21 protein-coding genes, 1 pseudogene and 1 riboswitch are annotated in these 21,034 nt (G+C 73.1%); of the genes and pseudogenes, 10 read left to right on the top strand and 12 right to left on the bottom strand.

What is annotated here, in order from left to right; genetic code table 11:
• Positions 1-105: 105 nt before the first annotated feature.
• Together K7G60_RS23730 and K7G60_RS23725 are read left to right on the top strand one after the other, a co-directional pair.
• Positions 106-651, top strand: a pseudogene (locus K7G60_RS23730) (DeoR/GlpR family DNA-binding transcription regulator); the annotation flags it as partial.
• A gap of 216 nt (positions 652-867) precedes the next feature.
• Positions 868-2,892, top strand: coding sequence for a phosphocholine-specific phospholipase C (locus tag K7G60_RS23725; protein WP_225802953.1), 2,025 nt, complete (start codon positions 868-870; stop codon positions 2,890-2,892).
• A 108-nt stretch (positions 2,893-3,000) separates the two neighbouring features.
• On the opposite strand, the gene K7G60_RS23720 is transcribed toward K7G60_RS23725, so the two are convergent.
• Positions 3,001-3,603, bottom strand: coding sequence for a hypothetical protein (locus K7G60_RS23720; protein WP_225802952.1), 603 nt, complete (start codon positions 3,601-3,603; stop codon positions 3,001-3,003).
• A 379-nt stretch (positions 3,604-3,982) separates the two neighbouring features.
• Positions 3,983-4,167, top strand: a riboswitch (cyclic di-AMP (ydaO/yuaA leader).
• 4 nt (positions 4,168-4,171) lie between these two features.
• On the opposite strand from K7G60_RS23720, the gene K7G60_RS23715 reads away from it, so the two are divergent.
• Entirely contained in the window at positions 4,172-5,053 is an 882-nt protein-coding gene (locus K7G60_RS23715) for a transglycosylase SLT domain-containing protein (RefSeq protein ID WP_225802951.1), read from the top strand.
• Here K7G60_RS23715 and K7G60_RS23710 read toward each other — a convergent pair.
• The 3 genes from K7G60_RS23710 to K7G60_RS23700 all read right to left on the bottom strand — a co-directional run bounded on the left by K7G60_RS23710 (position 5,037) and on the right by K7G60_RS23700 (position 8,054).
• Positions 5,037-6,341 carry a phosphoribosyltransferase family protein gene (locus K7G60_RS23710; protein ID WP_225802950.1) on the bottom strand — a complete coding sequence of 435 codons (1,305 nt, stop codon included), beginning with the start codon at positions 6,339-6,341 and terminating at the stop codon, positions 5,037-5,039. The genes K7G60_RS23715 and K7G60_RS23710 overlap by 17 nt on opposite strands.
• A gap of 197 nt (positions 6,342-6,538) precedes the next feature.
• The gene (locus K7G60_RS23705; RefSeq protein WP_225802949.1) at positions 6,539-7,135 is read right to left on the bottom strand and encodes a hypothetical protein; all 597 of its coding nucleotides are present in this window, start codon (positions 7,133-7,135) and stop codon (positions 6,539-6,541) included.
• Positions 7,136-7,289: 154 nt separating this feature from the next.
• Positions 7,290-8,054, bottom strand: a complete 765-nt coding sequence (locus tag K7G60_RS23700) for an alpha/beta fold hydrolase (protein WP_225802962.1) — start codon at positions 8,052-8,054, stop codon at positions 7,290-7,292.
• A gap of 319 nt (positions 8,055-8,373) precedes the next feature.
• On the opposite strand from K7G60_RS23700, the gene K7G60_RS23695 reads away from it, so the two are divergent.
• From K7G60_RS23695 to K7G60_RS23685, 3 genes are all read left to right on the top strand, one after another.
• Positions 8,374-10,899, top strand: coding sequence for a SpoIIE family protein phosphatase (locus K7G60_RS23695; protein ID WP_225802948.1), 2,526 nt, complete (start codon positions 8,374-8,376; stop codon positions 10,897-10,899).
• Between the two features lie 124 nt (positions 10,900-11,023).
• Positions 11,024-11,272 (top strand): type B 50S ribosomal protein L31, encoded by a 249-nt coding sequence (locus tag K7G60_RS23690; RefSeq protein WP_030690121.1) that lies wholly within the window; start codon positions 11,024-11,026, stop codon positions 11,270-11,272.
• Positions 11,273-11,392: 120 nt separating this feature from the next.
• Entirely contained in the window at positions 11,393-12,229 is an 837-nt protein-coding gene (locus tag K7G60_RS23685; RefSeq protein WP_225802947.1) for an SDR family oxidoreductase, read from the top strand.
• A gap of 120 nt (positions 12,230-12,349) precedes the next feature.
• Here the strand turns inward: K7G60_RS23685 and K7G60_RS23680 are convergent, their stop codons facing one another.
• The 3 genes from K7G60_RS23680 to K7G60_RS23670 all read right to left on the bottom strand — a co-directional run bounded on the left by K7G60_RS23680 (position 12,350) and on the right by K7G60_RS23670 (position 13,863).
• Complete coding sequence (locus tag K7G60_RS23680) at positions 12,350-12,850, bottom strand: peptidylprolyl isomerase (protein ID WP_225802946.1); 501 nt, start codon at positions 12,848-12,850, stop codon at positions 12,350-12,352.
• 123 nt (positions 12,851-12,973) lie between these two features.
• Positions 12,974-13,186 (bottom strand): hypothetical protein, encoded by a 213-nt coding sequence (locus K7G60_RS23675; protein WP_225802945.1) that lies wholly within the window; start codon positions 13,184-13,186, stop codon positions 12,974-12,976.
• Positions 13,187-13,197: 11 nt separating this feature from the next.
• The gene (locus tag K7G60_RS23670) at positions 13,198-13,863 is read right to left on the bottom strand and encodes a DUF6629 family protein (RefSeq protein ID WP_225802944.1); all 666 of its coding nucleotides are present in this window, start codon (positions 13,861-13,863) and stop codon (positions 13,198-13,200) included.
• 109 nt (positions 13,864-13,972) lie between these two features.
• Here K7G60_RS23670 and K7G60_RS23665 point away from each other — a divergent pair, with 109 nt between their 5' ends.
• Complete coding sequence (locus K7G60_RS23665) at positions 13,973-14,497, top strand: hypothetical protein (RefSeq protein WP_225802943.1); 525 nt, start codon at positions 13,973-13,975, stop codon at positions 14,495-14,497.
• A gap of 42 nt (positions 14,498-14,539) precedes the next feature.
• Here K7G60_RS23665 and K7G60_RS23660 read toward each other — a convergent pair whose 3' ends face one another.
• The 3 genes from K7G60_RS23660 to K7G60_RS23650 form a co-directional block, all read right to left on the bottom strand.
• Positions 14,540-15,043 (bottom strand): NUDIX domain-containing protein, encoded by a 504-nt coding sequence (locus K7G60_RS23660; protein ID WP_225802942.1) that lies wholly within the window; start codon positions 15,041-15,043, stop codon positions 14,540-14,542.
• 113 nt (positions 15,044-15,156) lie between these two features.
• Positions 15,157-15,834, bottom strand: coding sequence for a response regulator transcription factor (locus K7G60_RS23655; protein ID WP_225802941.1), 678 nt, complete (start codon positions 15,832-15,834; stop codon positions 15,157-15,159).
• On the bottom strand, positions 15,831-17,249 hold the full coding sequence (locus K7G60_RS23650) for a sensor histidine kinase (protein ID WP_374115668.1): 1,419 nt from the start codon (positions 17,247-17,249) through the stop codon (positions 15,831-15,833). The genes K7G60_RS23655 and K7G60_RS23650 overlap by 4 nt, the downstream gene beginning before the upstream one ends.
• 98 nt (positions 17,250-17,347) lie before the next feature.
• Between K7G60_RS23650 and K7G60_RS23645 the strand changes: the two genes are divergently transcribed.
• Both K7G60_RS23645 and K7G60_RS23640 read left to right on the top strand, forming a co-directional pair.
• Positions 17,348-18,256, top strand: a complete 909-nt coding sequence (locus K7G60_RS23645) for an ABC transporter ATP-binding protein (RefSeq protein ID WP_225802939.1) — start codon at positions 17,348-17,350, stop codon at positions 18,254-18,256.
• Positions 18,253-19,095: an ABC transporter permease gene (locus K7G60_RS23640; RefSeq protein WP_225802938.1), complete on the top strand. Its 843-nt coding sequence runs from the start codon at positions 18,253-18,255 to the stop codon at positions 19,093-19,095. Before K7G60_RS23645 ends, K7G60_RS23640 begins: the two co-directional genes overlap by 4 nt.
• Before the next feature lie 7 nt (positions 19,096-19,102).
• Here the strand turns inward: K7G60_RS23640 and K7G60_RS23635 are convergent, their stop codons facing one another.
• Complete coding sequence (locus tag K7G60_RS23635; RefSeq protein WP_225802937.1) at positions 19,103-19,957, bottom strand: YhjD/YihY/BrkB family envelope integrity protein; 855 nt, start codon at positions 19,955-19,957, stop codon at positions 19,103-19,105.
• A 181-nt stretch (positions 19,958-20,138) separates the two neighbouring features.
• Between K7G60_RS23635 and K7G60_RS23630 the strand changes: the two genes are divergently transcribed.
• The gene (locus K7G60_RS23630) at positions 20,139-20,450 is read left to right on the top strand and encodes a hypothetical protein (protein ID WP_225802936.1); all 312 of its coding nucleotides are present in this window, start codon (positions 20,139-20,141) and stop codon (positions 20,448-20,450) included.
• 16 nt (positions 20,451-20,466) lie between these two features.
• Here K7G60_RS23630 and K7G60_RS23625 read toward each other — a convergent pair whose 3' ends face one another.
• Positions 20,467-20,943: a helix-turn-helix domain-containing protein gene (locus K7G60_RS23625; RefSeq protein ID WP_225802935.1), complete on the bottom strand. Its 477-nt coding sequence runs from the start codon at positions 20,941-20,943 to the stop codon at positions 20,467-20,469.
• Positions 20,944-21,034: the final 91 nt, after the last annotated feature.

Below are 21,034 nucleotides of genomic sequence, written 5' to 3'. Positions count from 1 at the left end.
CAACCTGCATCCTCTTTCCATATCCCACGCCCGTCGGCGACCAGGATCGGATGTGCGGACGAGCGGGGTGGTCATGCGTCGCGCCCCCGGTGGAGGAAGGGACCCATGGCCAGGCACGAGCGGCGGAACACACTTCTGGAGCCGCTCGCGGCCTCGGGGAAGCCGGAGGTGGAGGAGGCGGCGACCGCGCTCGACGTCTCCGTCGCCACGATCCGCCGGGACCTCGACGAGCCGGCCGAGCAGCAACTGCCGGTGCGGACGCGGGGCGGGGCGGCCGTGCACGGCGTCTCGTAGGAGTTGCCACTGCGCCACAAGTCCACGCGGCACGCGCCGGAGAAGCGGCGGATCGCGGAGACGGTGGCGGATCCGGTCGCGCCCGGCGAGGTCGTCGGGCTCAGCGGGAGCACGACGACGACGGAGGTCGCGCGGGCGCTCGCCCTGCGGCTCGCGAGCGGTCACACCGAGCCTCCGGGAACCGCCGTGCCGACGGGGCCCGCGCCGACCGTGGTGACCGACTCCTCGAAGACGGGCCGCAGGGCGTTCGCGCGGATCTGCGGCCCGGACCGGATCGACACGCTCGTGACCGACACCGGCGTCGCCCCGGAGACGGTTGCGCAGTTCACCGGAGCCGGAGTGGAGGTCCTCGCCGTCCGGCTCCTCGTCGACGCCCGGCCGATCGCCCGACACCGACCCATTGGTCCGACACCCAGCCCATTGGTCTGATCTCTGACCAATCCAGTACTCGGTATCTCAGGTCCTGCGCGTATTCATCGAGTAATTACCGCGCGGCTGTATACCTTTAAGCTCCCCTCCCCCATCATGGCTCGGGCGTGCCGCTGGGGCACACCGTGACAGGAGGGGCGAGGCATGATTCCCATCAGCCGCAGGGGGTTCGTCGGAATCGGCGCGGGGCTCATGGCGGGAGCCGCGCTCCCGCCGGCCAGGGCCTCCGCCGCCGCGAGCACCGCGACCGGCACCCTCGCCGACGTCCGGCACGTGGTGATCCTCATGCAGGAGAACCGCAGCTTCGACCACTACTTCGGCACCCTGAAGGGCGTACGGGGCTTCGGCGACCGCGCCGCCGGCAACCTGCCCGGCGGCTGGGGCATGTTCAACCAGCCCAACTGGGGCGGTCGCCAGTACCCCTGGAAGCTCAGCGACACCCCGCCCGCCGGCGGCGTCGACGGCGAGACCCTCGCGCAGTGCAACGGCGACCTGCCGCACAGCTGGACCTCGCAGCACGCGGCATGGAACAAGGGACGCCTCGACAACTGGGTCACGGGCGTGGGCAACACCCGGACGCTCGGTCACCTCGACCGCGGGGACATCCCGTTCCACTACGCGCTCGCCGACCACTACACGATCTGCGACGCGTACTTCTGCTCGGCGCTGAGCGCCACGGGCCCCAACCGCACGTTCCTGTGGAGCGGGAAGATCGACGGCTCCAGCAAGGACGGCGGCGACGAGTCGGGCCTCACCTGGGAGACGTACGCCGAGGCCCTCCAGCGCGCCGGGGTGAGCTGGAAGGTCTACCAGAACGCCCAGGACAACTACGGCGACAACGGCCTCGCTTACTTCAAGAGGTTCGCCGACGCACGGCCCGGGGACCCGCTGTACGACCGGGGCATGGGCTCGGTCCCGAAGGTGACGGGCTCGACGCCCGACGACATCGCCGCGGCGATCCGCGCCGACGTCGTCGCGGGGACCCTGCCGCAGGTGTCGTGGGTGGTCGCGAGCGAGGCCTTCTCGGAGCACCCCTACGCCCCTCCGGCGGACGGCGCCCACTTCGTCGACCTCGTCTACCGCGCGCTGGCCGCCGACGCCGAGGTGTTCGACTCCACGGTGCTGTTCCTCAACTACGACGAGAACGACGGCTTCTTCGACCACGTGCCGCCTCCGGTCGCCCCGCCGGGCACTGCGGGCGAGTACCTCGACGGCGTGCCGATCGGCCTGGGCTTCCGCGTCCCGATGATTGTCATGTCCCCGTGGACCAGGGGTGGATGGGTGAGCTCCGAGGTCTTCGACCACACCTCGGTGCTGCGCTTCATGGAGAGCTGGACGACGGCGCTCGGCACCCCGGCCACCTGCCCCAACATCAGCGCCTGGCGGCGGAAGGTCACCGGCGACCTGACCGGGGTCTTCGACTTCGCCCACCCGGTGTACGGAGTGCCCGCCGGCCTTCCGTCCACGGCGAAGGTGATCGGGCAGGCCACCTGCGGCCCGCTGCCGAACCCGGCGCCGCAGAACAACGCGCTGCCCGCCCAGGAGTCCGGCACCCGGCCGGCGCGCGCCCTGCCCTATCAGGTGAACGGCAACCTCGACCGCTTCGAGTTCGGCCCCGCGGGCAAGATCCTCGCCTGGTTCTCCATGACCAACCAGGGTGCGGAGGCCAAGCGGTCGGCGCACTTCTCGATCCACCCGCATCAGTACCGGGACACCGCCGCCTGGCAGTACACCGTCGACCCCGGCGGCACGGCCACCGACTACTTCAACATCGGTCTCGGCTCGGGGTCGGGGAAGTACGACATCTCGATGATGGGCCCGAACCGTTTCCTGCGCCGCTTCGTCGGGGACGCCTCCAAGGCGGGCAAGGCCGTCGAAGTGGCGGCCCGGTTCGCGCCCGACGCGGGGACCGGCAAGACGGCCCTGTGGTTCAGGATGACCAACACCTCGGCCGGGCCCGTCACCTTCACGATCCGCTCGAACGCCTACCGCTCGGACGGTCCGTGGACGTACACGGTGCCGGCGAACTCCAGCCGCGAGGACTTCTTCAACGCGGTGGCGTACAACGGCGGCTGGTACGACTTCACGATCCTCGCCGACATCGACGGGAGCTGGTCGCGCCGGTACACCGGCCACATCGAGACGGGAGCCCCGAGCGTCAGCGGCTGATCCCCTCCCCCGCGTGCCGGGCGGCGGCCTTCCGGGCGGCCGCCGCCCGGCACCGGGGGCGCGACGTCGGCGACAGGCGCGCGGTGCCGGCGGCCGGCGTGCGCGGTGTCAGCGGCCGGCGTGCGCGGCGCGGCGGACCGTGGCGTCGAGGAGCGCCACCGCGTCCGCCCCGGTGCGGCCGGGGGCCCTGTTCCACGGCCCGATCAGCCCCTGCCACCCGCGCGACCGCAGCTCGGTCATGATCCAGGCGGCCGCCTCGTTCATGGTGTCGGCGCTGCCGTAGCCGAGCCGGTGGGCGGCGAGGAGAGCACCGCAGACACACCGGGCGCCCCGTGCGTCACGCAGCTTGTACGGGGCGTTCTGCCAGCCCCACTCCGTCAGCACCAGGCGCGCGTAGCCGAGGTGGACCGAGGGGCGGAGCTCGGTCTGCCCGATGCGGCGCCAGGTGTGCAACCGGTCCGGTAGTACAGCGCCGAGCCGCCCCGGGATACGGCGCTCGGCGGGGAGCTCCGGGGGCAGGGCGGCCAGGGCGTCGGCCACGAGCCGGTCCACCGGCACGCTGAGCAGCGCCCGCCAGCCCTCCTCCGCCGGCGGCGACTCCTGGGGGGCGGTCCAGTCCGTGACGATCCGCTGCCAGGTCGCGCTCTCGAAGAGGGCGGCCGCCTCGCGGTCGAGGGTGTCGGGGCTGAGCAGGGAGGTGGAGGGCGGCATAGGAGTGTCTCCTGGGTCGACTCCCTCCATCTTTCAAGATGGAATGTCGGTTTTGCGACTTTTGCTCTTACGCGGAGAGTCGCCCATCTCACACCCTCTTCCCCCCTCCCGACCAACCCCCCATCGGGTGGATTATCACCTCATTTACTCATGAACGGAATTACACACCATATAGGACATTGCGCTTCGAGTGACGCGACTCACTCACGCGGCCCCACGGCCCGGCACCGCCCTCCCCCGCCCCGTACCGGGCAAGGAAGTTCGCCACCTCCCGGAGGGCATCGATCTTGAATTCTCCGAATTATGTGATCCATTTCCGGATATCCGGCACCCACTCCCCTTGTTATCCGCCGCATTACTGGCCTACGGTCACCTCCATTCGAGCGGAACGCCCAATCCTGCCGCCGCTCGGTAAACCTCCCTTTTCACCCGACGGCAGGAGCGGGGGACCCACGAATACGCCGGTCCGGAATCCGGAACGGCTCGGGGTGAAGCCGCGTGCGCGCGGCCGGACATCTCCCGTCCGAACCCGACAGCTCACCCCGCAGGCGCCGGAGAGGAAACCGTCATGCCTGCTCACGGTAAGCACCGCCGCCCCCGCCGCAGCCGCGTCTCCCGCGGCCTCGCCCTGGTCGGCACGGGTGGCGCCGCACTCACCCTGCCGCTCGTCACCCCGGCCGTCGCCGGCGCCGCGCCCGTGTCCGGCGCCCCGGAGATCGCCACCCAGTCCCTCGCCGCTCCCGCCCCGCAGGCCGCGCCCAAGGCCCCCGCCGCCCCGGCCGCCGCGCACACGTACACCGTCGTGAGCGGCGACTCGCTTTCCCTGATCGCCCACAAGAAGGGAATTCAGGGCGGCTGGAAGAGCCTTTACCGCGCCAACAAGAGCACGGTGGGTGACAATCCGTCACTCATTCACCCCGGTCTCGAACTGACGATCCGTCGGGATTCCGCCAAGGCCGCCCCCACGCAGGCGAAGGCCAAGAAGTCCGCCACGACCGAACGGGCGAGCCGCTCCGAGCGCCGGCCGGCCGCTCCCGCCGTCGCCACCGGCACGGGCGCCTCCGCCGCGCAGGCCGCCCCGGCCGCCGCCCCCGCCGGTCAGGCGGCCCCCGCCGCCGCCACGAACTACGCCGACAACCTCGACGGCTGGATCCGGGAGTCCCTGGCCATCATGGGCCAGCACGGCATCCCCGGCTCCTACGACGGGATCCTCCGCAACATCATGCGCGAGTCGTCCGGAAACCCCCGGGCCATCAACCTCTGGGACTCCAACGCGGCCGCCGGCACCCCCTCCAAGGGCCTGCTCCAGGTCATCGAGCCGACCTTCCTCGCCTACCACGTGCCCGGCACCTCCATGGACCTGTTCGACCCGGTCGCCAACATCACCGCCGCCTGCAACTACGCGGCCGACCGCTACGGCTCCATCGACAACGTCAACTCGGCGTACTGATCCCCCGAGGCCGGAAGTGCTCGGCGAACCAGGAGGTGGCGAGGTCCGCCACCTCCTCCAGGGCTCCCGGCTCCTCGAAGAGGTGGCCGGCGCCCCCCACCACGGCGAGCCGGTTCTCACAGCGCAGCAGGGCCAGGGCCCGCCGGTTGAGGTCCAGGACCATCGGGTCCGCGCCGCCCACCACCAGGAGCGTCGGGGCTCGCACCCCGGCCAGGTGCTCGGCCGCGAGGTCCGGCCGGCCGCCGCGCGAGACGACGGCGCTCACCGGTGACGCGGGGTCGGCGGCCGCCCACAGCGCGGCGGCCGCGCCCGTGCTCGCGCCGAAGTACCCGAGCGGGAGTCCCGTGCCCTCGGGTCTCCCCGCCAGCCACTCCGTGGCCCCGGCGAGCCGCCCGGCGAGGAGCGGGGTGTCGAAGACGCGCTCCCGGTCCCCCGCCTCCTCCTCGGTCAGCAGGTCGAAGAGGAGCGTCCCGAGGCCTGCCCGGTTGAGCACCCCGGCGACCGCCCGGTTCCGGGGGCTGTGTCGGCTGCTGCCGCTGCCGTGGGCGAACAGGACGACGCCACCGGCGCCGCCGGGCACCGTGAGCCGTCCGCCGAGGGTGACGCCGGAGACCGGGATCCGCACGTCCGTGCCCTGTCCGACGGGTTCCCGCGCGGCTCTGCTCCGTTCCAGGCAGGCGATGACCTCGGCGTCCGGGGTCTGCGAGAAGTCCCCGTAGAACTGCCCGATCGCGAAGAAGAGGTCCGGCGTGTGCACGCTGACGGCCTCGTCGGCATCGTCGCCGACGCGGGTCGTCCAGCCCCGGGGTGCCACCGGGACGGCGAGGACGATCCTGGCGGCGCCCCGGGCCCGGACCACACGGCAGGCCGCCAGCGCCGTGGCCCCCGTCGCCAGTCCGTCGTCGACCACGACGACCGTCCGGCCGTCGAGGGGCACGGAGGGCCTGGCGCCCCTGTACCGGCGGGCGCGCTGGTCGAGCTCGGCGTGCTCACGCTCCTCCACCGCGGCGAGGTCGCGGTCACTCACCCGGGTCTCGCGGAGCACCCGCTCGTTGAGCACCCGCACGCCTCCCTCCCCGAGCGCCCCCATCGCGAGCTCCGGCTGGTGCGGCACACCGAGCTTCCGCACCAGACAGATGTCGAGCGGCGCGTCGAGGGCCTCGGCGACCTCCGCCGCCACCGGCACACCGCCCCGTGGAAGCCCGAGGACCACCACGTCATGGCCCTTGAGGTGGTCGAGCCTGGCGGCGAGCTGCCGCCCCGCGTCGGTGCGATCGCTGAAGAACATGGTCCGCCGCCCTTCCGCTGGTGCGCGGCTCGGGCGCGGGGAGGAACGGAGTGCCCCGTCCCCTGCCCGTCTCTCCAGGGTAGACGCGTCGCCCGGGTCGACGAGGTGCCCGGACCGCGGGCCTGCAGGGTCGGTGGGGCGGCCGGTCAGCGGGGTCGGTGGGGCGGCCGGTCAGCGGGGTCGGTGAGGCGGCCCGGTCAGCGGGACTGCAGTGCGTCGAGGGCCACGGTCTGGGCTATGGCGAGCCGCCGGTCGAGCTCCGGATCGGCTATGTCGAGCACGTACCGGTCCCGGATGCCGAGGAGCTTGTCGACGGACATGACGGGCCGCCCGCCGTCGGCGAAGTCGAAGTGGTACGGCACCACGAACGGGACGAGGTCGACGAAGGGCAGGAGATCCCAGGCCCGTCGCAGCAGCGCCACCGCCCGGTTCCGCTCCTGCCCGGTGGCCTCCCCCTCCTCGCCCTCCCGGCTCAGGTGCCAGGTGCTCCGCAGCAGGGACGCGCCGAAGTCCTTCCGGAAACCGCCCAGTCGGGCGCCGGAGGCGCCGGCCACGTCGTAGGTCGCGCCGAGGTCGACGACCTGACGGGCCTTGAAGGTGAAGAGGACCTGACGCCGGGACTCGTCTGTGTAGAAGGTGACGTGCTCCTTGAGCGCCATCCTCTTCTGGTGGGCGAAGGCGACGAGTTCGCCCTCCCTCCCGTCCGGCCCGACAGTGTGCACCAGGTAGCGGTTGGCCATGGGCGTCACCTTCTGCCGGACGAGGAAGCGGTGTTGCGACTGTGCGAGGCCCATCGGTCGTGCTCCTGCCGGTCGTGGGCGGTCCCTGCAAGACCGCCCCCTGAGGTCGTGAGCACGATGATCCGTTGCCGAGGAGCCCCGCCGCTGTCCTCGAAAGTCGTCGGCTCCGTCGACCTTCGGATGAGGCCGGAAGCCGGGACCGGGAACCTCAGGCGCCGAGGAAGGCCTCGATGGCCTCGGCGAGTGCCTGCGGGGTCTCCTCGGGGGCGTAGTGACCGGCGTCCTTGAGGACTTCGAGGCGGGCGTTGGGGTACCAGCGCAGCCAGGTGGCCTCCATCGCCTCGGACCCGAGCGCGGGGTCGTGGGCGCCGACGACGAGCAGGACGGGGGTGGGGTTGTCGCGGACCCGCTCGTGGAAGTCGGCGCGGGACCAGGAGTCCAGGTAGGCGCGGAAGGCCGTCGGGGACGAGCGGGTGACGGAACGGTCGACGAGTGCGCTCAGCCACGCGTCGTCGTAGCGGCCGCCGGTGGTGTTGTCGATGATCGCGCGCCGGTTGGCCGGTTCGTCGGCGGCTCCGGCGAAGAGTTCCCAGGTCTCCCCGTCGAGCGGGAAACCGGCGGCGGAGACCGGTGAGACGCCGATGATCGAGCTGATCCGGTCGGGGGCGTCGAGCAGCATCAGCTGGGCCGCCTTGCCGCCCATCGAGTGGCCGATGACGGAGAACGAGTCCCAGCCGAGGTCGTCGGCGACCGCCAGGGCGTCGGCCGCGACCTCCTCCATGGTGTACGCGCCCGCGTGGTCGAGGGCGTCGCCGTAGCCCCGGCAGTCGAGGAAGGCGTACGTGCCGAAGCCGCCGTCCAGATGGGCGCGCAGCGGGGCGAAGCTGGTCCGGTCGCCGAACCAGTTGTGCAGCACGAGGGTCCTCCGAGGACCCTCGCCGTGTACGTCGTACGGAAGAACCTGCCCCGTCATCATGCCCCCTGCTCGCGAGGTCGTGCCGCCGCGCGCCGACGGCGGCGGTCGACGACCGAGTGTGACGGCGCGGGCGCGTGGGGTCAACACCATCGGGAGGGGCGCGCGGGAGCGCGTCGGATCCGGGGCGGGAAGACACCTCGACACGTCCGGGTCCGGGGCGGGGAGACACCGCGTCGGATCCGGGGCGGGGAGACACCGCGTCGGATCCGGGGCGGGAAGGCGCCTCGGCACGTCCCCGGTCCCGGACACCGGCACGCCTCATGACCGGGATCCGGGTGCTTTCGCGTCCCTCCGGGTACGGGGGCATCCTGGCTGTGTGACCTCGCACGGCGCGTCCGGCCCCGGCCCGGCGGGCGGCACCGGGAGTCCGTCCGGGAACGGAGCCGACAACGGGCCTGCTTCCCGCGCGCTCACATGGGTCCTCGCCGAGGCGGCCCTCGCGGCGGTGGAGGAGGTCGGTGGTTACGCGGGCGGGGTGTACCTGCGCTCCGGGACCCCGGGGCTGCTGCGGCTCGCGGTCCTGGTGGGGCTGCCGGGGCCGCTGTTCCGGCCGTGGTGGCGGATGCACGCGAACCGGCCGTTCCCCGTGGCGGAGGTGCACCGCTCGGGCCAGTCCGTCCATCTCGCCGACGTCGAGGAGGCCATGCAGCGCTTCCCCCAGCTGGTGGCGAGCCTGCCGTTCCCGTTCGCCTCGCTGTACGCGCCGGTGGTCGCGGGCCGCGAGCGCTTCGGCGTGCTCGTGGTACTGCGGGCGCCGACCCCGGGGGTGCCGGTGAACGCGCGGGACCGGAACCGGATGACCGGGGACGCGCTCCGCCTCGGTGAGGCCCTGGCCGATCTGGCCCGGCGGGGGACCGAGGTCGAGTGGCCCGGGGATCCGGTGTGCGTGCAGCTGCCCACCGCTTCGGGACCGCCGGTCCGCTTCGGCTCCTTCGCCTGGGACCTGGACACGGGCACGGTCACGCTGGACGAAGGGCTCCTCGCCGTCCTCGGAGCGGGTGTCTCCTCGCCCTGTTCGATCGAGGTGCTGACGTCCTTCCTCGATCCCGAGGACGGGTACGCGCTGTGGGCGGCGGCCCGGCAGGCGACGGGCACGGACGGCCGGCCGTCGGTCCGCAGGCTCCGGCTGCGAGGGCCGGACGGCGGCCTGCACCTGCTTGAGGTGTCCGGGCGTGCGCGGCGGAGCGGGCCGGGCACGGAAGCCACGGGCGGCCGACTGGAGGGGACGCTGGTGGACCTCGGTACGGGGCTGGTCGGCTCGGACGCCACGGACCGGCTGCCGCGGGCCATCCTGGCCGTCGACCGGCTCGGCCGCGTCACCTACCTCAACGAGCAGACGGAGCACCTGCTGGGCAGGCCGCGGGGGGCTCTGGCGGGGCGGCCGCTGTGGGAGGCGCTGCCCTGGTTCGGTCACCCCTTCCACGAGGAGCAGCTGCGCGCCGCCCTGCTCTCCGGCGAGCCGGTGCACTTCCTGGCCCGTCCGGAGCGGGGCCGGTGGCTGTCGGTCTCGCTCCACCCGGGCCGGGACGGGGTGACGATGGTGCTGGTGCCGGAAGAGGATCCGGCGCCCCCGGCTCCGACGGCGAGCGAACGGCGGACGGACGACGTCCTGTCGGCGCCGGACGACCGGGCGGCGGCGCTGTACCGGCCGGTGGCCCTGGCGATCGCGCTCTCCGAGGCGGTGACGGCGCGCCAGGTGTCGGCGGTGGTGACGGAGGAGCTGCTGCCGGCCTTCGGCGGACGGCAGCTGGCGATCTACCTGCTGAGCGACCGACGGCTCTATCTGGCCTGGGAGACGGGCTTCCCGCCGGGTTTCCTCGAGCCCTTCGACGGCGTGGCCCTGGACTCCCACGTGCCGGGGGTGGAGACCCTGACGACCGGCAGGCCGCTCTTCTTCGAGTCCATGGAGCAGCTGGGGCGGGCCTATCCGGATCTCCCGATGGACGCGCACTCGGGCGCGCGGGCCTTCCTTCCCCTGATCGCCTCGGGCCGGCCGGTGGGCTCCTGCATCCTCGGCTTCGACTCGCCGCGCGGCTTCAGTCCGGAGGAACGGACCGTCCTCACGGCGCTGGCGGGGCTGATCGCGCAGGCGCTGGAACGGGCGCAGCGGTACGACACGGAGTCGGCGGTCGCGCGGGGGCTGCAGGACGCGCTGCTCCCGCACCGGCTGCCGGTGCGGGAGGGGGTGGAGACGGTGGGCCGCTATCTGCCGGGCACGCAGGGCATGGACGTGGGCGGCGACTGGTACGACGTGATCGAGACCGGACAGGGGCGGCTCGCCCTGGTGATCGGCGACGTGCAGGGGCACGGCGTGGCGGCCGCGGCCACCATGGGGCAGCTGCGCAGTGCCGTCCGGGCGTTCGCGCTGGGGGGACACCGGCCGCAGGACGTGATGCGCGGCACCAACCGGCTCCTGATCGATCTGGACCCGGGGCAGTTCGCGAGCTGCTGCTACGTGCTGCTCGACCCGGAGACGGGTGACGCGCGGGCGGTGCGGGCGGGACATCCGCAGCCGCTGCTGAGGCGGCCGGACGGCACGGCGCAGCAGGTGGAGCTGGCGGGCGGGATGGTCCTGGGCGTCGACGTCCGGGCGTCGTATCCGGTGACGCGGTTGCGGCTGGCCCCGGGGGCGGTCCTGGCGCTGTTCACGGACGGTCTGGTGGAGCGACCGGGCCAGGACATCGACGAGGGAATCGGGCAGCTGAGCCGCGCCTTCGCCGCGACGGGCTCGCTGTCGCTCACGGAGACGGCCGACCGGCTGATCCGGGAGGCCAGGGCCGCCACGTCCCGCCCGGACGACATCGCGCTGCTGCTGGCGGCGCGGTGGACGCACGGCGGCTGAGCCGATCGGGCGGGTGTCACCCGGTCGGGCCCGTGGCGCTGGTCGGGGACCGGGGGGCCGGGGAGGCTGGGGGTGCCGTGCCGATCAGGCCGGACGAGTCAGGGCAGCAGCCCGAGGAGGACACGTGCAGCAGGACAAGCAGCCCGACTACCGCCCCGTTGTGTTCCGTGACCGCTCGGCGGGGTACGCGTTTCTGACGCGGTCCACCGCGACCAGCGACCGGACCATCGAGTGGGACGACGGCGAGACGTACCCCGTGATCGACGTCGAGATCTCGTCCGAGAGCCACCCGTTCTACACGGGCAAGGCGCGGACCGTGGACTCCGAGGGCCGCATCGCCCGGTTCGAGCGCCGCTACGGCGAGGAGAAGTGACCCTGCCGCAAATCCGTCCGTGAAACTGGCCAGGAGGTGGCCGGTTCGCCTTCCAGGATGAGGTCACGAAGACGGCGGGGCGTTCGCGCTCCGCCATGGACTCCCTGGAGGGGAACAGCTGTGATCGTGGTGACCGGAGCGACCGGAAACGTCGGGCGACCGCTGGTGGAGATGCTGGCCGCGGCCGGCGAGGAGGTCACGGCGGTGAGCCGCCGTCCGGCCGAGGGGCTGCCCGTCGGTGTGGCGCACCGGCAGGGCGACCTGGCCGATGCGGAGGGCCTCAAGGGGCTGTTCGAGGGCGCGGAGGCCGTGTACCTGCTCGTCGCGGGCCTCGGGGACGAGCTGCGTCCGCGCGAGATCGTGGCGGCGGCGGTGGCCTGCGGGGTGCGGCGGATCGTGTTCCAGTCCTCGCAGCTGGTGGGGACGCGGACCGATTCGGCGTCGCACGAGATCCTGCGCGCGTTCGAGACCGCGGTACGGGAGTCGGGTGTCGAGTGGACGGTGCTGCGGCCCGGCGGCTTCGCGTCCAATGCCTTCCTCTGGGCCGAGCAGGTGCGCTCGGCCCGTACCGTCGCGGCCCCGTTCGCCGATGTGGCGCTGCCCTTGGTGGATCCGGCGGACATCGCCGGGGTCGCGGCCGCCGCGCTGCGCGACCCGGCGCACGCCGGGCGGACGTACGTCCTGACGGGGCCGACCGCGGTCTCGCCGCGGGAGCAGGTGCGGGCGCTGGCCGAAGCGCTGGACGCGCCGGTGGAGTTCGTGGCGCAGAGCGCCGACGAGGCCCGGTCGCAGTTGACGCGGTTCCTGCCGGAGGTGGCCGTCGACGGGATGCTGTCGGTGATGGGCGAGCCCCGCGCGGACGAGCAGCGGGTGAGCCCCGATGTGGAGCGGGTGCTCGGGCGGGCGCCCCGGCCCTTCTCGGCCTGGGCGGTGCGGAACGCGCCGGCCTTCGCCTGAGGCGTCGGGGGCGGGAGCCACGGCGGGGCGGGGGCTCGCGTCCGATGGACCGCGTTCCCCGCCCCGTCCGGGTTGGGCGAGCGAGGGCGCAGGGGCCCTCCGCTCAGCTCCGAAGGGCGATCAGGCCTTCACGATGCCGGACTCGGCGACCTCGATCTTGGCCTTGGTGGCGCCGGAGTCGGAGCCGAGGGACTCGATCTGCTTGACCAGGTCCTGGCCTTCGACGACCTCGCCGAAGACGACGTGCTTGCCGTCGAGCCAGCTGGTGACGACCGTGGTGATGAAGAACTGCGAGCCGTTGGTGTTCTTGCCCGCGTTCGCCATCGAGAGCAGGAACGGACGGTCGTGCTTCAGCTTGAAGTTCTCGTCCTCGAACTTCTCGCCGTAGATGCTCTTGCCGCCGGTGCCGTTGCGGCGGGTGAAGTCACCGCCCTGCAGCATGAAGTTCGGGATGACGCGGTGGAACGGGGAGCCTGCGTAGCCGAAGCCGTGCTCGCCGGTCGCGAGCTCGCGGAAGTTCTGCGCCGTCTTCGGGACGACGTCGTCGAACAGCTTGAAGGTGATGCGGCCCGCGGGCTTGTCGTTGATGTTGATCTCGAAGTAAACGTTCTCGTTGCTCATGGGGACATCCTGTCATTACTCACGCACGGCGCGCGCACGGGCTGCCTCCTCCCGGGTCACGGCGTGCCGGTGCCCCGCGTCCGTCGGGAACGCGGGGCACCGGTCGCCACCTGGGACGAGGCGTCAGAGCAGCCCGCCACCCTGCTGGTTCTGGAGGGCGCCCTCGGCGCCCTGGACGGTCTCGTGGAGGACGGTGGCGGTCTGGTCGTCCTGGAGGAGGCCCGTCGTGCCGGCGAGAGGGTTCTCGGTGGCGCTGGCCTGCGGCGGCGGGGTGACGATGGCGGTGACGACGCCTGCGGCGAGGGAGGCGATGGCGAGCATGCTGCGCTTCTTCATGCCCGGGTCAACTACTGAGAGGCCGTCGGGTTACGGCCGACCGGGCTCGGATCCTCCGCGGATGTCACCGGGCGTCGGCGACGGGTCCAGACGAGCAGCAGCAGCGAGGCGGCCGCCGCGAGGGCGCACCAGGTGGAGACGAACTCGGTGCGCCACAGGAGGGCACAGACGGCCGCTCCGAGGCCGGTGAGGAGCCCGAGGATCCGCAGGAGCCGGTCGCGGGCGAGGAGCAGCGCGCCGACGGTGGCGAACAGGTATCCGACGAGGACCAGCGGCGCGTGCGGCAGGTCGACGGCGTAGCCGAGGGTGTGGCCCCGGATCTCGGCGGAGACGGGGCGGACGGTGAGGCGGTACGCGAGGACGGAGGCGGTGACGAGGCCGGCGGCGAGCGGCGGGAGCAGGAGCGGCCGGTCGGCGGGGCGGGCCGCGGAGAGGACGCCGAGGGGCACCCAGAGGGGCAGCAGGGGGAGCGCGATCACGGCCCAGGCGAGGGTGGCGGGCCCGGTTCCGCCGCCGGCGTGCCAGACGGCGGCCTCCACGACCTGGTGGGCGCCGAGGAGCAGGGGCAGGGCGGCGAGCGGCGCGTCCCCGGGGCGGCGTACGGAGGCCAGGGAGGCGCCGCCGACGGCGGCGATCCCGAGGCCCGCCCAGAGGTCGGCGGTCGCGCTCCAGCACATGGAGAATTTTTACCCCATATACCCTGAAAAGGGTGGAACCGTATCGTTGTGGTGGTTGTCTCTGCCAGTGACACCACTGTCCCCGGAACCGCAGAAAATGGGGGACGTCATGCATCACCGCCACACCCTCGCGGCCGTCGCCGCGGGAATCCTGCTGACCGCCGGGATCGGCGCCACGATCCCGGCGGGCGCGGCCGGCACCCCGACCCCGAGCGCCTCGACCCCGGCCACGGCCCTGGTCGTCAACGCCCGCTGGGGCGGCCACGCCACCTTCGACCGGCTCGTGATCGACGTACGGGGTGCCATGCCCCCGGTCACCGTCCTTCAGTCCCGCTCGCTGCACTACGACGGTTCGGGAGAGAGGGTCCCGCTCGCGGGGAAGTACTTCCTGGAGATCAAGCTCTCCCCCGCGGCCGCCCACGACGACGCCGGCCGGTCCGTCTACCAGGGCCCCCGGCTGCTGAAGATCTATCTGCCCGCGCTCAAGGGGGTCGCCCTGACCGGCGACTTCGAGGGCGTGGTCGGCATCGGAGCCGCCTTCGACACCAAGCCCGCGTACAAGACCTTCCGGCTGCACTCGCCGGAGCGCTTCGTCGTCGACATCGCCCACCCGACGGTGGGCTGCCGGGCCTGAGCGCGCACGGTCGGGGCCCGTCCCGGTGGACGGGCCCCACACTCACGTCGCGGTGCGTCCGCTCTCCACGTACACGGTCGAACCGGTCCTTCGCGCCCGGTCGATCGCGGCGAGGCGGGCGAACTCGCGCGGGTTCATCTCCCGCTCCCACTCGTCCAGGGTCCGCAGGCGGTACTCGCTGTGCTCCTCGGGGTCGAGGACGACGGCGGCGATCTGTTCGTCCGTCAGCTCGCCCCCGTCGAAGATGAAGCCGATGTGGTTGGCCGGCCAGTCCGCGCCCCGGTCCGTGACGAAGTGGGCGGCGAGGAGGCGCGGTTCGCCGGTGAAGACGATCCCGGTCTCCTCGTGGCACTCGCGCACCGCGGTCTCCCACGGGGTCTCTCCCGGGTCCATGTTGCCGCCGGGCCACTGCCACGGCTCGGTCGGGTAGGCGGCCCGGAGCTGGAAGGGGCGGCCGGCGGTGTCGGTGAAGTAGAGGCAGGCGTACGCGGTCGCTCTCGGCAGCGTGTGGACGTACTCGGCGGGTGGCAGCCAGGTGTTCGCCATGGGCGGCTCTCTCTCGACGGACCGGATGGGTCGCCTCCATCCAAGCGGGCCGTGACGGGACGGCCGGCGGCTCGCGAGTGGATCACCGGATCGTGTGAGCGCCGCCGGGGCCCTCAGGCGGCGGAGACCAGGCCCGCCTCGTACGCGATGATCACGAGCTGCACGCGGTCGCGGGCGTCCAGCTTGGCGAGCAGCCGGGTGACGTAGGTCTTCGCGGTGGCGATGCTGATGTGGAGCGCCTCGGCGATCTCGGCGTTGGAGAGGCCGCGCCCGACGAGGGTGAGGACCTCGCGCTCGCGGTCGGTGATCCCCTCGGCGCGGCGGCGCGGGGCGGGCGGGGTCCTGGGGCGGTCGGTGAACTCCTTGATGAGGCGCCGGGTGACGCTGGGCGCGATGAGGGCGTCGCCGGAGGCGACGACGCGGACGGCGGCGAGGATGTCGTCCAGGGCCATGTCCTTGACGAGGAATCCGGACGCGCCCGCGTGGAGCGCCGCGTACACGTGGTCGTCGTCGTCGAAGGTGGTGAGGACGACGACACGGGCACCGGTGGGGTCCCCGGTGATGATCCGGGTGGCCTCGATGCCGTCCGTGCCGGGCATCCGCAGGTCCATGACGACGACGTCGGCGCCGGTCTCCCCGACGAGGCGGACGGCCTCGGCGCCGTTCGCGGCCTCGCCGACGACGACGAGGTCCGCCGTGTCGGTGATGACCATCCGGAGCGCGGCGCGCACCAGGGGCTGGTCGTCGGCGAGGACGACGCGGACCGGCTGCCCGGTGGTGGTCTGGCTCATCGGTCGGTGACTCCTGTGGGCAGGGGAAGGCGGGCGGTGACGCGGAAGCCGCCGCCGGGGCGGGGTCCCGCGGTGAACTCTCCGTGCAGCACCGCGACGCGCTCCCGCATCCCGGTGAGGCCGTACCCGGAGCCCGGGCCGGGGCTCACGCGCGCGTGGCCGGGGGCGGGGCCGCGGTCCTCGACGGTGACGGTGAGGTGTCCGGGGTCGTGGTGGTCGACGGTGACCGTGCAGGAGTCGGCGCCCGAGTGCCGTACGACGTTGGTGACGGACTCCTGGACGATCCGGAAGGCGGAGAGGTCGAGGTCCGGGGGCAGCGGGGACGGGGTTCCGACCCTGCGGACGGCGACCCGGACGCCGGCGTTCCCGGTGAGTTCGGCGAGCCGGTCGAGCGCGGCGAGACCTGGCATCTCGGGGAGTCCCCGGGCTCCGGCGGAGATCGCGGTACGGCCGGGGGAGGTCTCGGCGCCGCCGGTCGCGGCCGTCGTACGGCCGGGGGCGGCCGTCGTGGATCCGCCGGCGGTCGCGGTGCTGCTCGGGGCGGTCGTCGTACGGCCGGGGGCGGCCGGGGTCGTCTCGGGCCGGGTCTCCGTCTCCCTGTCCGCCGTACGCAGGGCGCCGAGCATCCGGCGCAGGCCGGCGAGGGTCTCGCGGCTCGCCGTCTCGATCTCGGTGAGGGCCTGCCGGGCCGCCTCGGGCTGGGTCGTGATGACCCGGCGGGCGGCCCCGGCCTGGAGGGCGACGATCCCGATGCTGTGGGCGACCGTGTCGTGCATCTCGCGGGCTATCCGGAGGCGTTCGGCGGTGACGGCCTGCGCGGCGGCCTGGGCGCGACTCCGCTCCGCGTATTCCCGGGCCTGTCCCTCCGAGCGGCCGAGGAGCCAGGCCACGAGGGCGGTCAGGGCGACCGCCAGGGTGCTCGTGGTGCCGGCGCTCCAGCCGGCGAGCAGGCGAACGGCCACGTAGACGACGAGCAGTCCGAGAGCGAGCAGGAGCGCCCGCAGGGCCTCGGGGCGGGGGCGGGCGGCGGCGACGGCGTAGAGCGCGACGTCGACCGCGAGGTACTGGGCGAAGGGGATGGCCGTGACGCCGAGTGGGGTGGAGGCGATGACCGAGGCGACGAGGAGGTGGTTGAGGGCGGCGGTCGGACGCCGGGCGAGGAGGGCGCTGCCGCGCAGGGTGAGGAGGGTGGCGACGGCCAGCATGGACAGGCCGTCCCAGCGCAGGATGACGAAGCCGGGCAGGACGTCGGGCCCTTCCTGACCGGGCACGGGGATCCTGAGGAGGGCCGTGAAGGCGATGCCCGCGCCCCAGGCCACGGCGGCCCACCCGCCGGGTGCGACCCTCTTGTAGAACGGTGCTGACGGGGTGGCGGACATGCGGTGATCGTAAACGGCGGCCCCTGCCGCGGGCATCGGACCAGGGGTGTACGACCTGGGGTGACAGGGCCCGCCGCGGATTGTCCCTGCCGGTCCGATGCCCGGCGCGGAGCCCGGACGGCACGGTGGTGCCCATGATCGAAGTCAGGGAACTCACCAAGCGCTACGGCGCCACGACCGCCGTCGACGCGCTCACCTTCACCGTCCGGCCCGGCCGGGTCACCGGATTCCTCGGCCCCAACGGCTCGGGCAAGAGCACCACCTTGCGGATGGTCCTGGGCCTGCACACGCCGACGAGCGGGTCGGTGACGGTCGACGGCCGGCCGTTCACGGACCGGCCGCGCGGCCTGCGGCACGTCGGCGCGCTCCTCGACGCCGGAGACGTGCACGGGGGCCGCACCGCGCGGGCGCACCTGGCGGTCCTGGCGCGCGGCAACCGCATCCCGCTCTCCCGGGTCGACGAGGTCCTGGAGGAGGTGGGGCTGGCGGGGGCGGCCAGGCGCCGGATCGGCGGGTACTCGCTGGGCATGCGGCAGCGGCTCGGCATCGCCGGGGCGCTGCTCGGCGACCCGCCGGTGCTGCTGTTCGACGAGCCGCTGAACGGCCTCGACCCGGAGGGCGTGAAGTGGGTGCGGGGGCTGTTCCGGCGGCTGGCCGCGGAGGGCCGCACGGTGTTCGTGTCGAGTCATCTGATGACGGAGATGGAGCACACGGCGGACGAGTTGGTGGTCATCGGCCGGGGGGCGCTGATCGCGGCGGAGAGCCTGGCGGAGTTCGCCGCGCGGGGCAGGCGCCCTGGCGTGACGGTCGGCACGCCGGACCGGGCACGCCTGACGGCGCTGCTGCTCGGCGAGGGCGCGGAGGTCGATGAGGAGGCCGGTCTGCTGACGGTGACCGGGCTGCCGGCGGCCCGCATCGGCGAACTGGCGCTTGAGCACCGGGTGCTGCTCGACCGGTTGACCACCCGTACGGCCTCCCTGGAGGAGGCGTTCATGGAACTGACCGCCGACAGCGTCGAGTACCCGGCAGGAGACGCCCGATGACGACCTTCGATGCTCCCGTGGCCCCCGTGGTGGAGCCCCGTGCCCGTTTCCGTGACCTGGTGGGGTCGGAGTGGCTGAAGCTGTGGTCGCTGCGCTCGACGGGCTGGTCGCTGCTGCTCGGCGCGCTCGCCGTGGTCGCCTTCAACCTCGGCACCGCCTGGGACCACTACCGCTACTGGCTCCAGTACGACGAGGGGGGCCGGGCCGAGTTCATGGCGAACGGCATGGCGCTGTGGGACGCCTTCACGTACAACGCGGCGCTGGTCCTGATCCTCGCCTCGGGCGCCATGGGGGCGGTCGCGGTGGTCGGCGAGTACGGCAGCGGGCTGATCCGTACGACGTTCACGGCGGTGCCGGCACGGGGCGCGCTCATGGCGGCGAAGGTGCTGGTCGTGACGGTGGTGCAGGTCCTCTTCGGGGCGGTGGTCGCGGCAGGGTCGTTCTGGTCGACGCAGGCCGTGCTGTCGGCCCGGGACATCGGGCTGCCGATCACCCACCCGGGAGCGCTGCGCATCGTCGTGGCCTCGGCCCTGCTCGCCCCGGTGTGCGCGGTGGCCGGGATGGCGGTCGGCGCGCTGCTGCGGAAGAGCGCGGTCTCGATCGTCGGCGCGTTCGTCCTGCTCCTGCTGCTGCCCGCGGTGCTCTCGGACCGGCGTCACCTGACGGCGGTGCTCGCGCACGCGACCCCGCTGCACGCCTGGCAGCGGCTCGCGGACGCGGGGCCGCCCGCCGAGGAGCTGTTCCCGTGGTCGGCGGGCGGCGCGTGGCTGGTGTTCGCGCTGTGGGCGCTGGGCGGGGCGGCGGTGACGGTCCTCGCGGTGCGGGGCCGGGACCAGTAGGCGCCCGTCACAGGCGGCGCAGTCGGCGGCGTAGGAGGTGTTCGTGGACGAGGCGTCCGACGAGGGCGCCTCCGTACACGACGAAGCCGACGCCCACGAGCCAGGACTGGAGGACGAGGACGGTGCCGAACTGACCGTACGTCACGGCGTTCGAGGCGATCAGCGGGGAGAAGACGAGCTGCGAGAAGATCCGCAGCCCGAGCAGTCCGAGGGCGGTGAGTACGGCGCCGGGGGCGAGGGCGCGCCAGCGGATGCGACCGCAGAGCAGGAAGCGCTGGGACCACCAGAAGAAGACGAAGGTGCCGAGGAGGTCGCCGAGGGCGACGAGGGCGGTGACGCCCGCCGGCGCGTTCTCGGGTGCGGGGAAGGCGACGAAGAGCAGCAGGGACGCGACGAGGACGGCGAGCCAGACGACGTGCCGCCACATGGTGTGCCAGCGCGCGGTGGGGAGGTCCCAGACCCGCTCGTACCCGGTCTGCACGGCGGAGCCGAAGGTGACGCCGAAGGCGGCGAGGGCGGCGAGACCGAAGGCGGTGGTGCGCTGCAGCGCCTGTCCCGGCTGGCCGAAGAGCCGCTCGACCTCCTCCTGCGAGACCTCGGAGACTCCGAGGCCCTGGACCAGCCAGCGGGCGAAGCCCTGGCCGCTGGCGAGGTCGGCCGCGGCGACGACGATGAGCAGGGGGACGAGGGTGAGCAGGCTGAGCGCCGCGAAGCCCATGGCGCGGTGCATGAGTTCCATGGCCCGGCCGCGGCTCCAGGCGAGGCCGACCGAGGAGGCGAGGACGCGCGCGTGGAGCCGTGCGAACCAGTGGCCGTGTTCGGCGGGGGGACCGTCGCGCGGCGGACCGGATGTGGAGGGCATGCCTGGTGAGGTACCCGGCGGGGCGCCGGGACATCTCAGGGGTGGGGCCGAACGGGTGGGGCCGGCGGAGTACGGTGACCGTCCGGCTTTTGGCTTCCGCACGGCGCACGGGCACGGGTCGAGCGGGATCACGGTCGGGGCAGAAGCGCGGGTTCACGAGTTCCAGGAGTTGAATCGGTCGATGGACGTGTCCCACCGGGAGATCCGTCTCCCCCTCGACGAGGTCGTCTCCGTCCTGCGGGACCTGAACGAGTTCGTGGTCTCGCTCGACCGGATCGGATCCCGCATGGCGTCCGGAACCGCTGACGCCCACACCCTCGGCACGTTCGTCCTCGACTGGGACGTCGCCCGGCGCCTGTCCCGTGCCCGGCACGTCATCGGCGTCGCGCTGGACGGACAGTTGAGCGAGGAGGAGAACGCCGAGATCGACGCCCTCTGTGAAGAGGGCCGCTTCTACGGTGCGGACGGCACCCCCGCGGATCGGTCCGGCTGAGGCGGTCCGGCTCGGTTCAGCGGGCCGGGAGCGGGCGGGCGCCGGGGCCGGGGCGGACGGTGACGTCTCGGGCGGTGAGGGTGGCCCGTTCCTCGCCCTCGCACTGGACGACGACGCGGACGGGGGCGCCGCAGTCGGTGTGCCGGATGTCGAGGACCGGCCCCTCGGGCTCGGCGGCGTGGGTGTCGCCCCACTGCTTGAGGGCGAGGAGCACGGGCCAGAGGTCGACGCCCTTGCGGGTGAGCCGGTACTCGTGGCGGGTGCGGGCGCCGGGTTCGCGGTAGGGCTCGCTGCGCAGGACCCCGGCGGCGACGAGCTTGCGGAGGCGGTCCGCGAGGACGGCTTCCGAGAGGCCGAGGTGGTGGCGGAACTCGTCGTACCGGCGGACGCCGTTGAAGGCCTCGCGCAGGATGAGCAGGCTCCACTTCTCGCCCACGACGTCCAGGGCACGGCGAACCGGGCAGTTCTCCGTATCCGTCTCCAGCCAGTTCATCCGCCCACTGTAGCCAGCTGGCTCTGTCGTTGACAGTCAGCCGGCACCGAGGCTAGCTTCGCCATACAGAGCCAGATGGTGAGCGGAGTGG

This window comes from Streptomyces sp. NK15101 (assembly GCF_020400725.1).
Lineage (GTDB): Bacteria > Actinomycetota > Actinomycetes > Streptomycetales > Streptomycetaceae > Streptomyces.
This window is presented reverse-complemented; position numbering and strand designations above follow the sequence as displayed.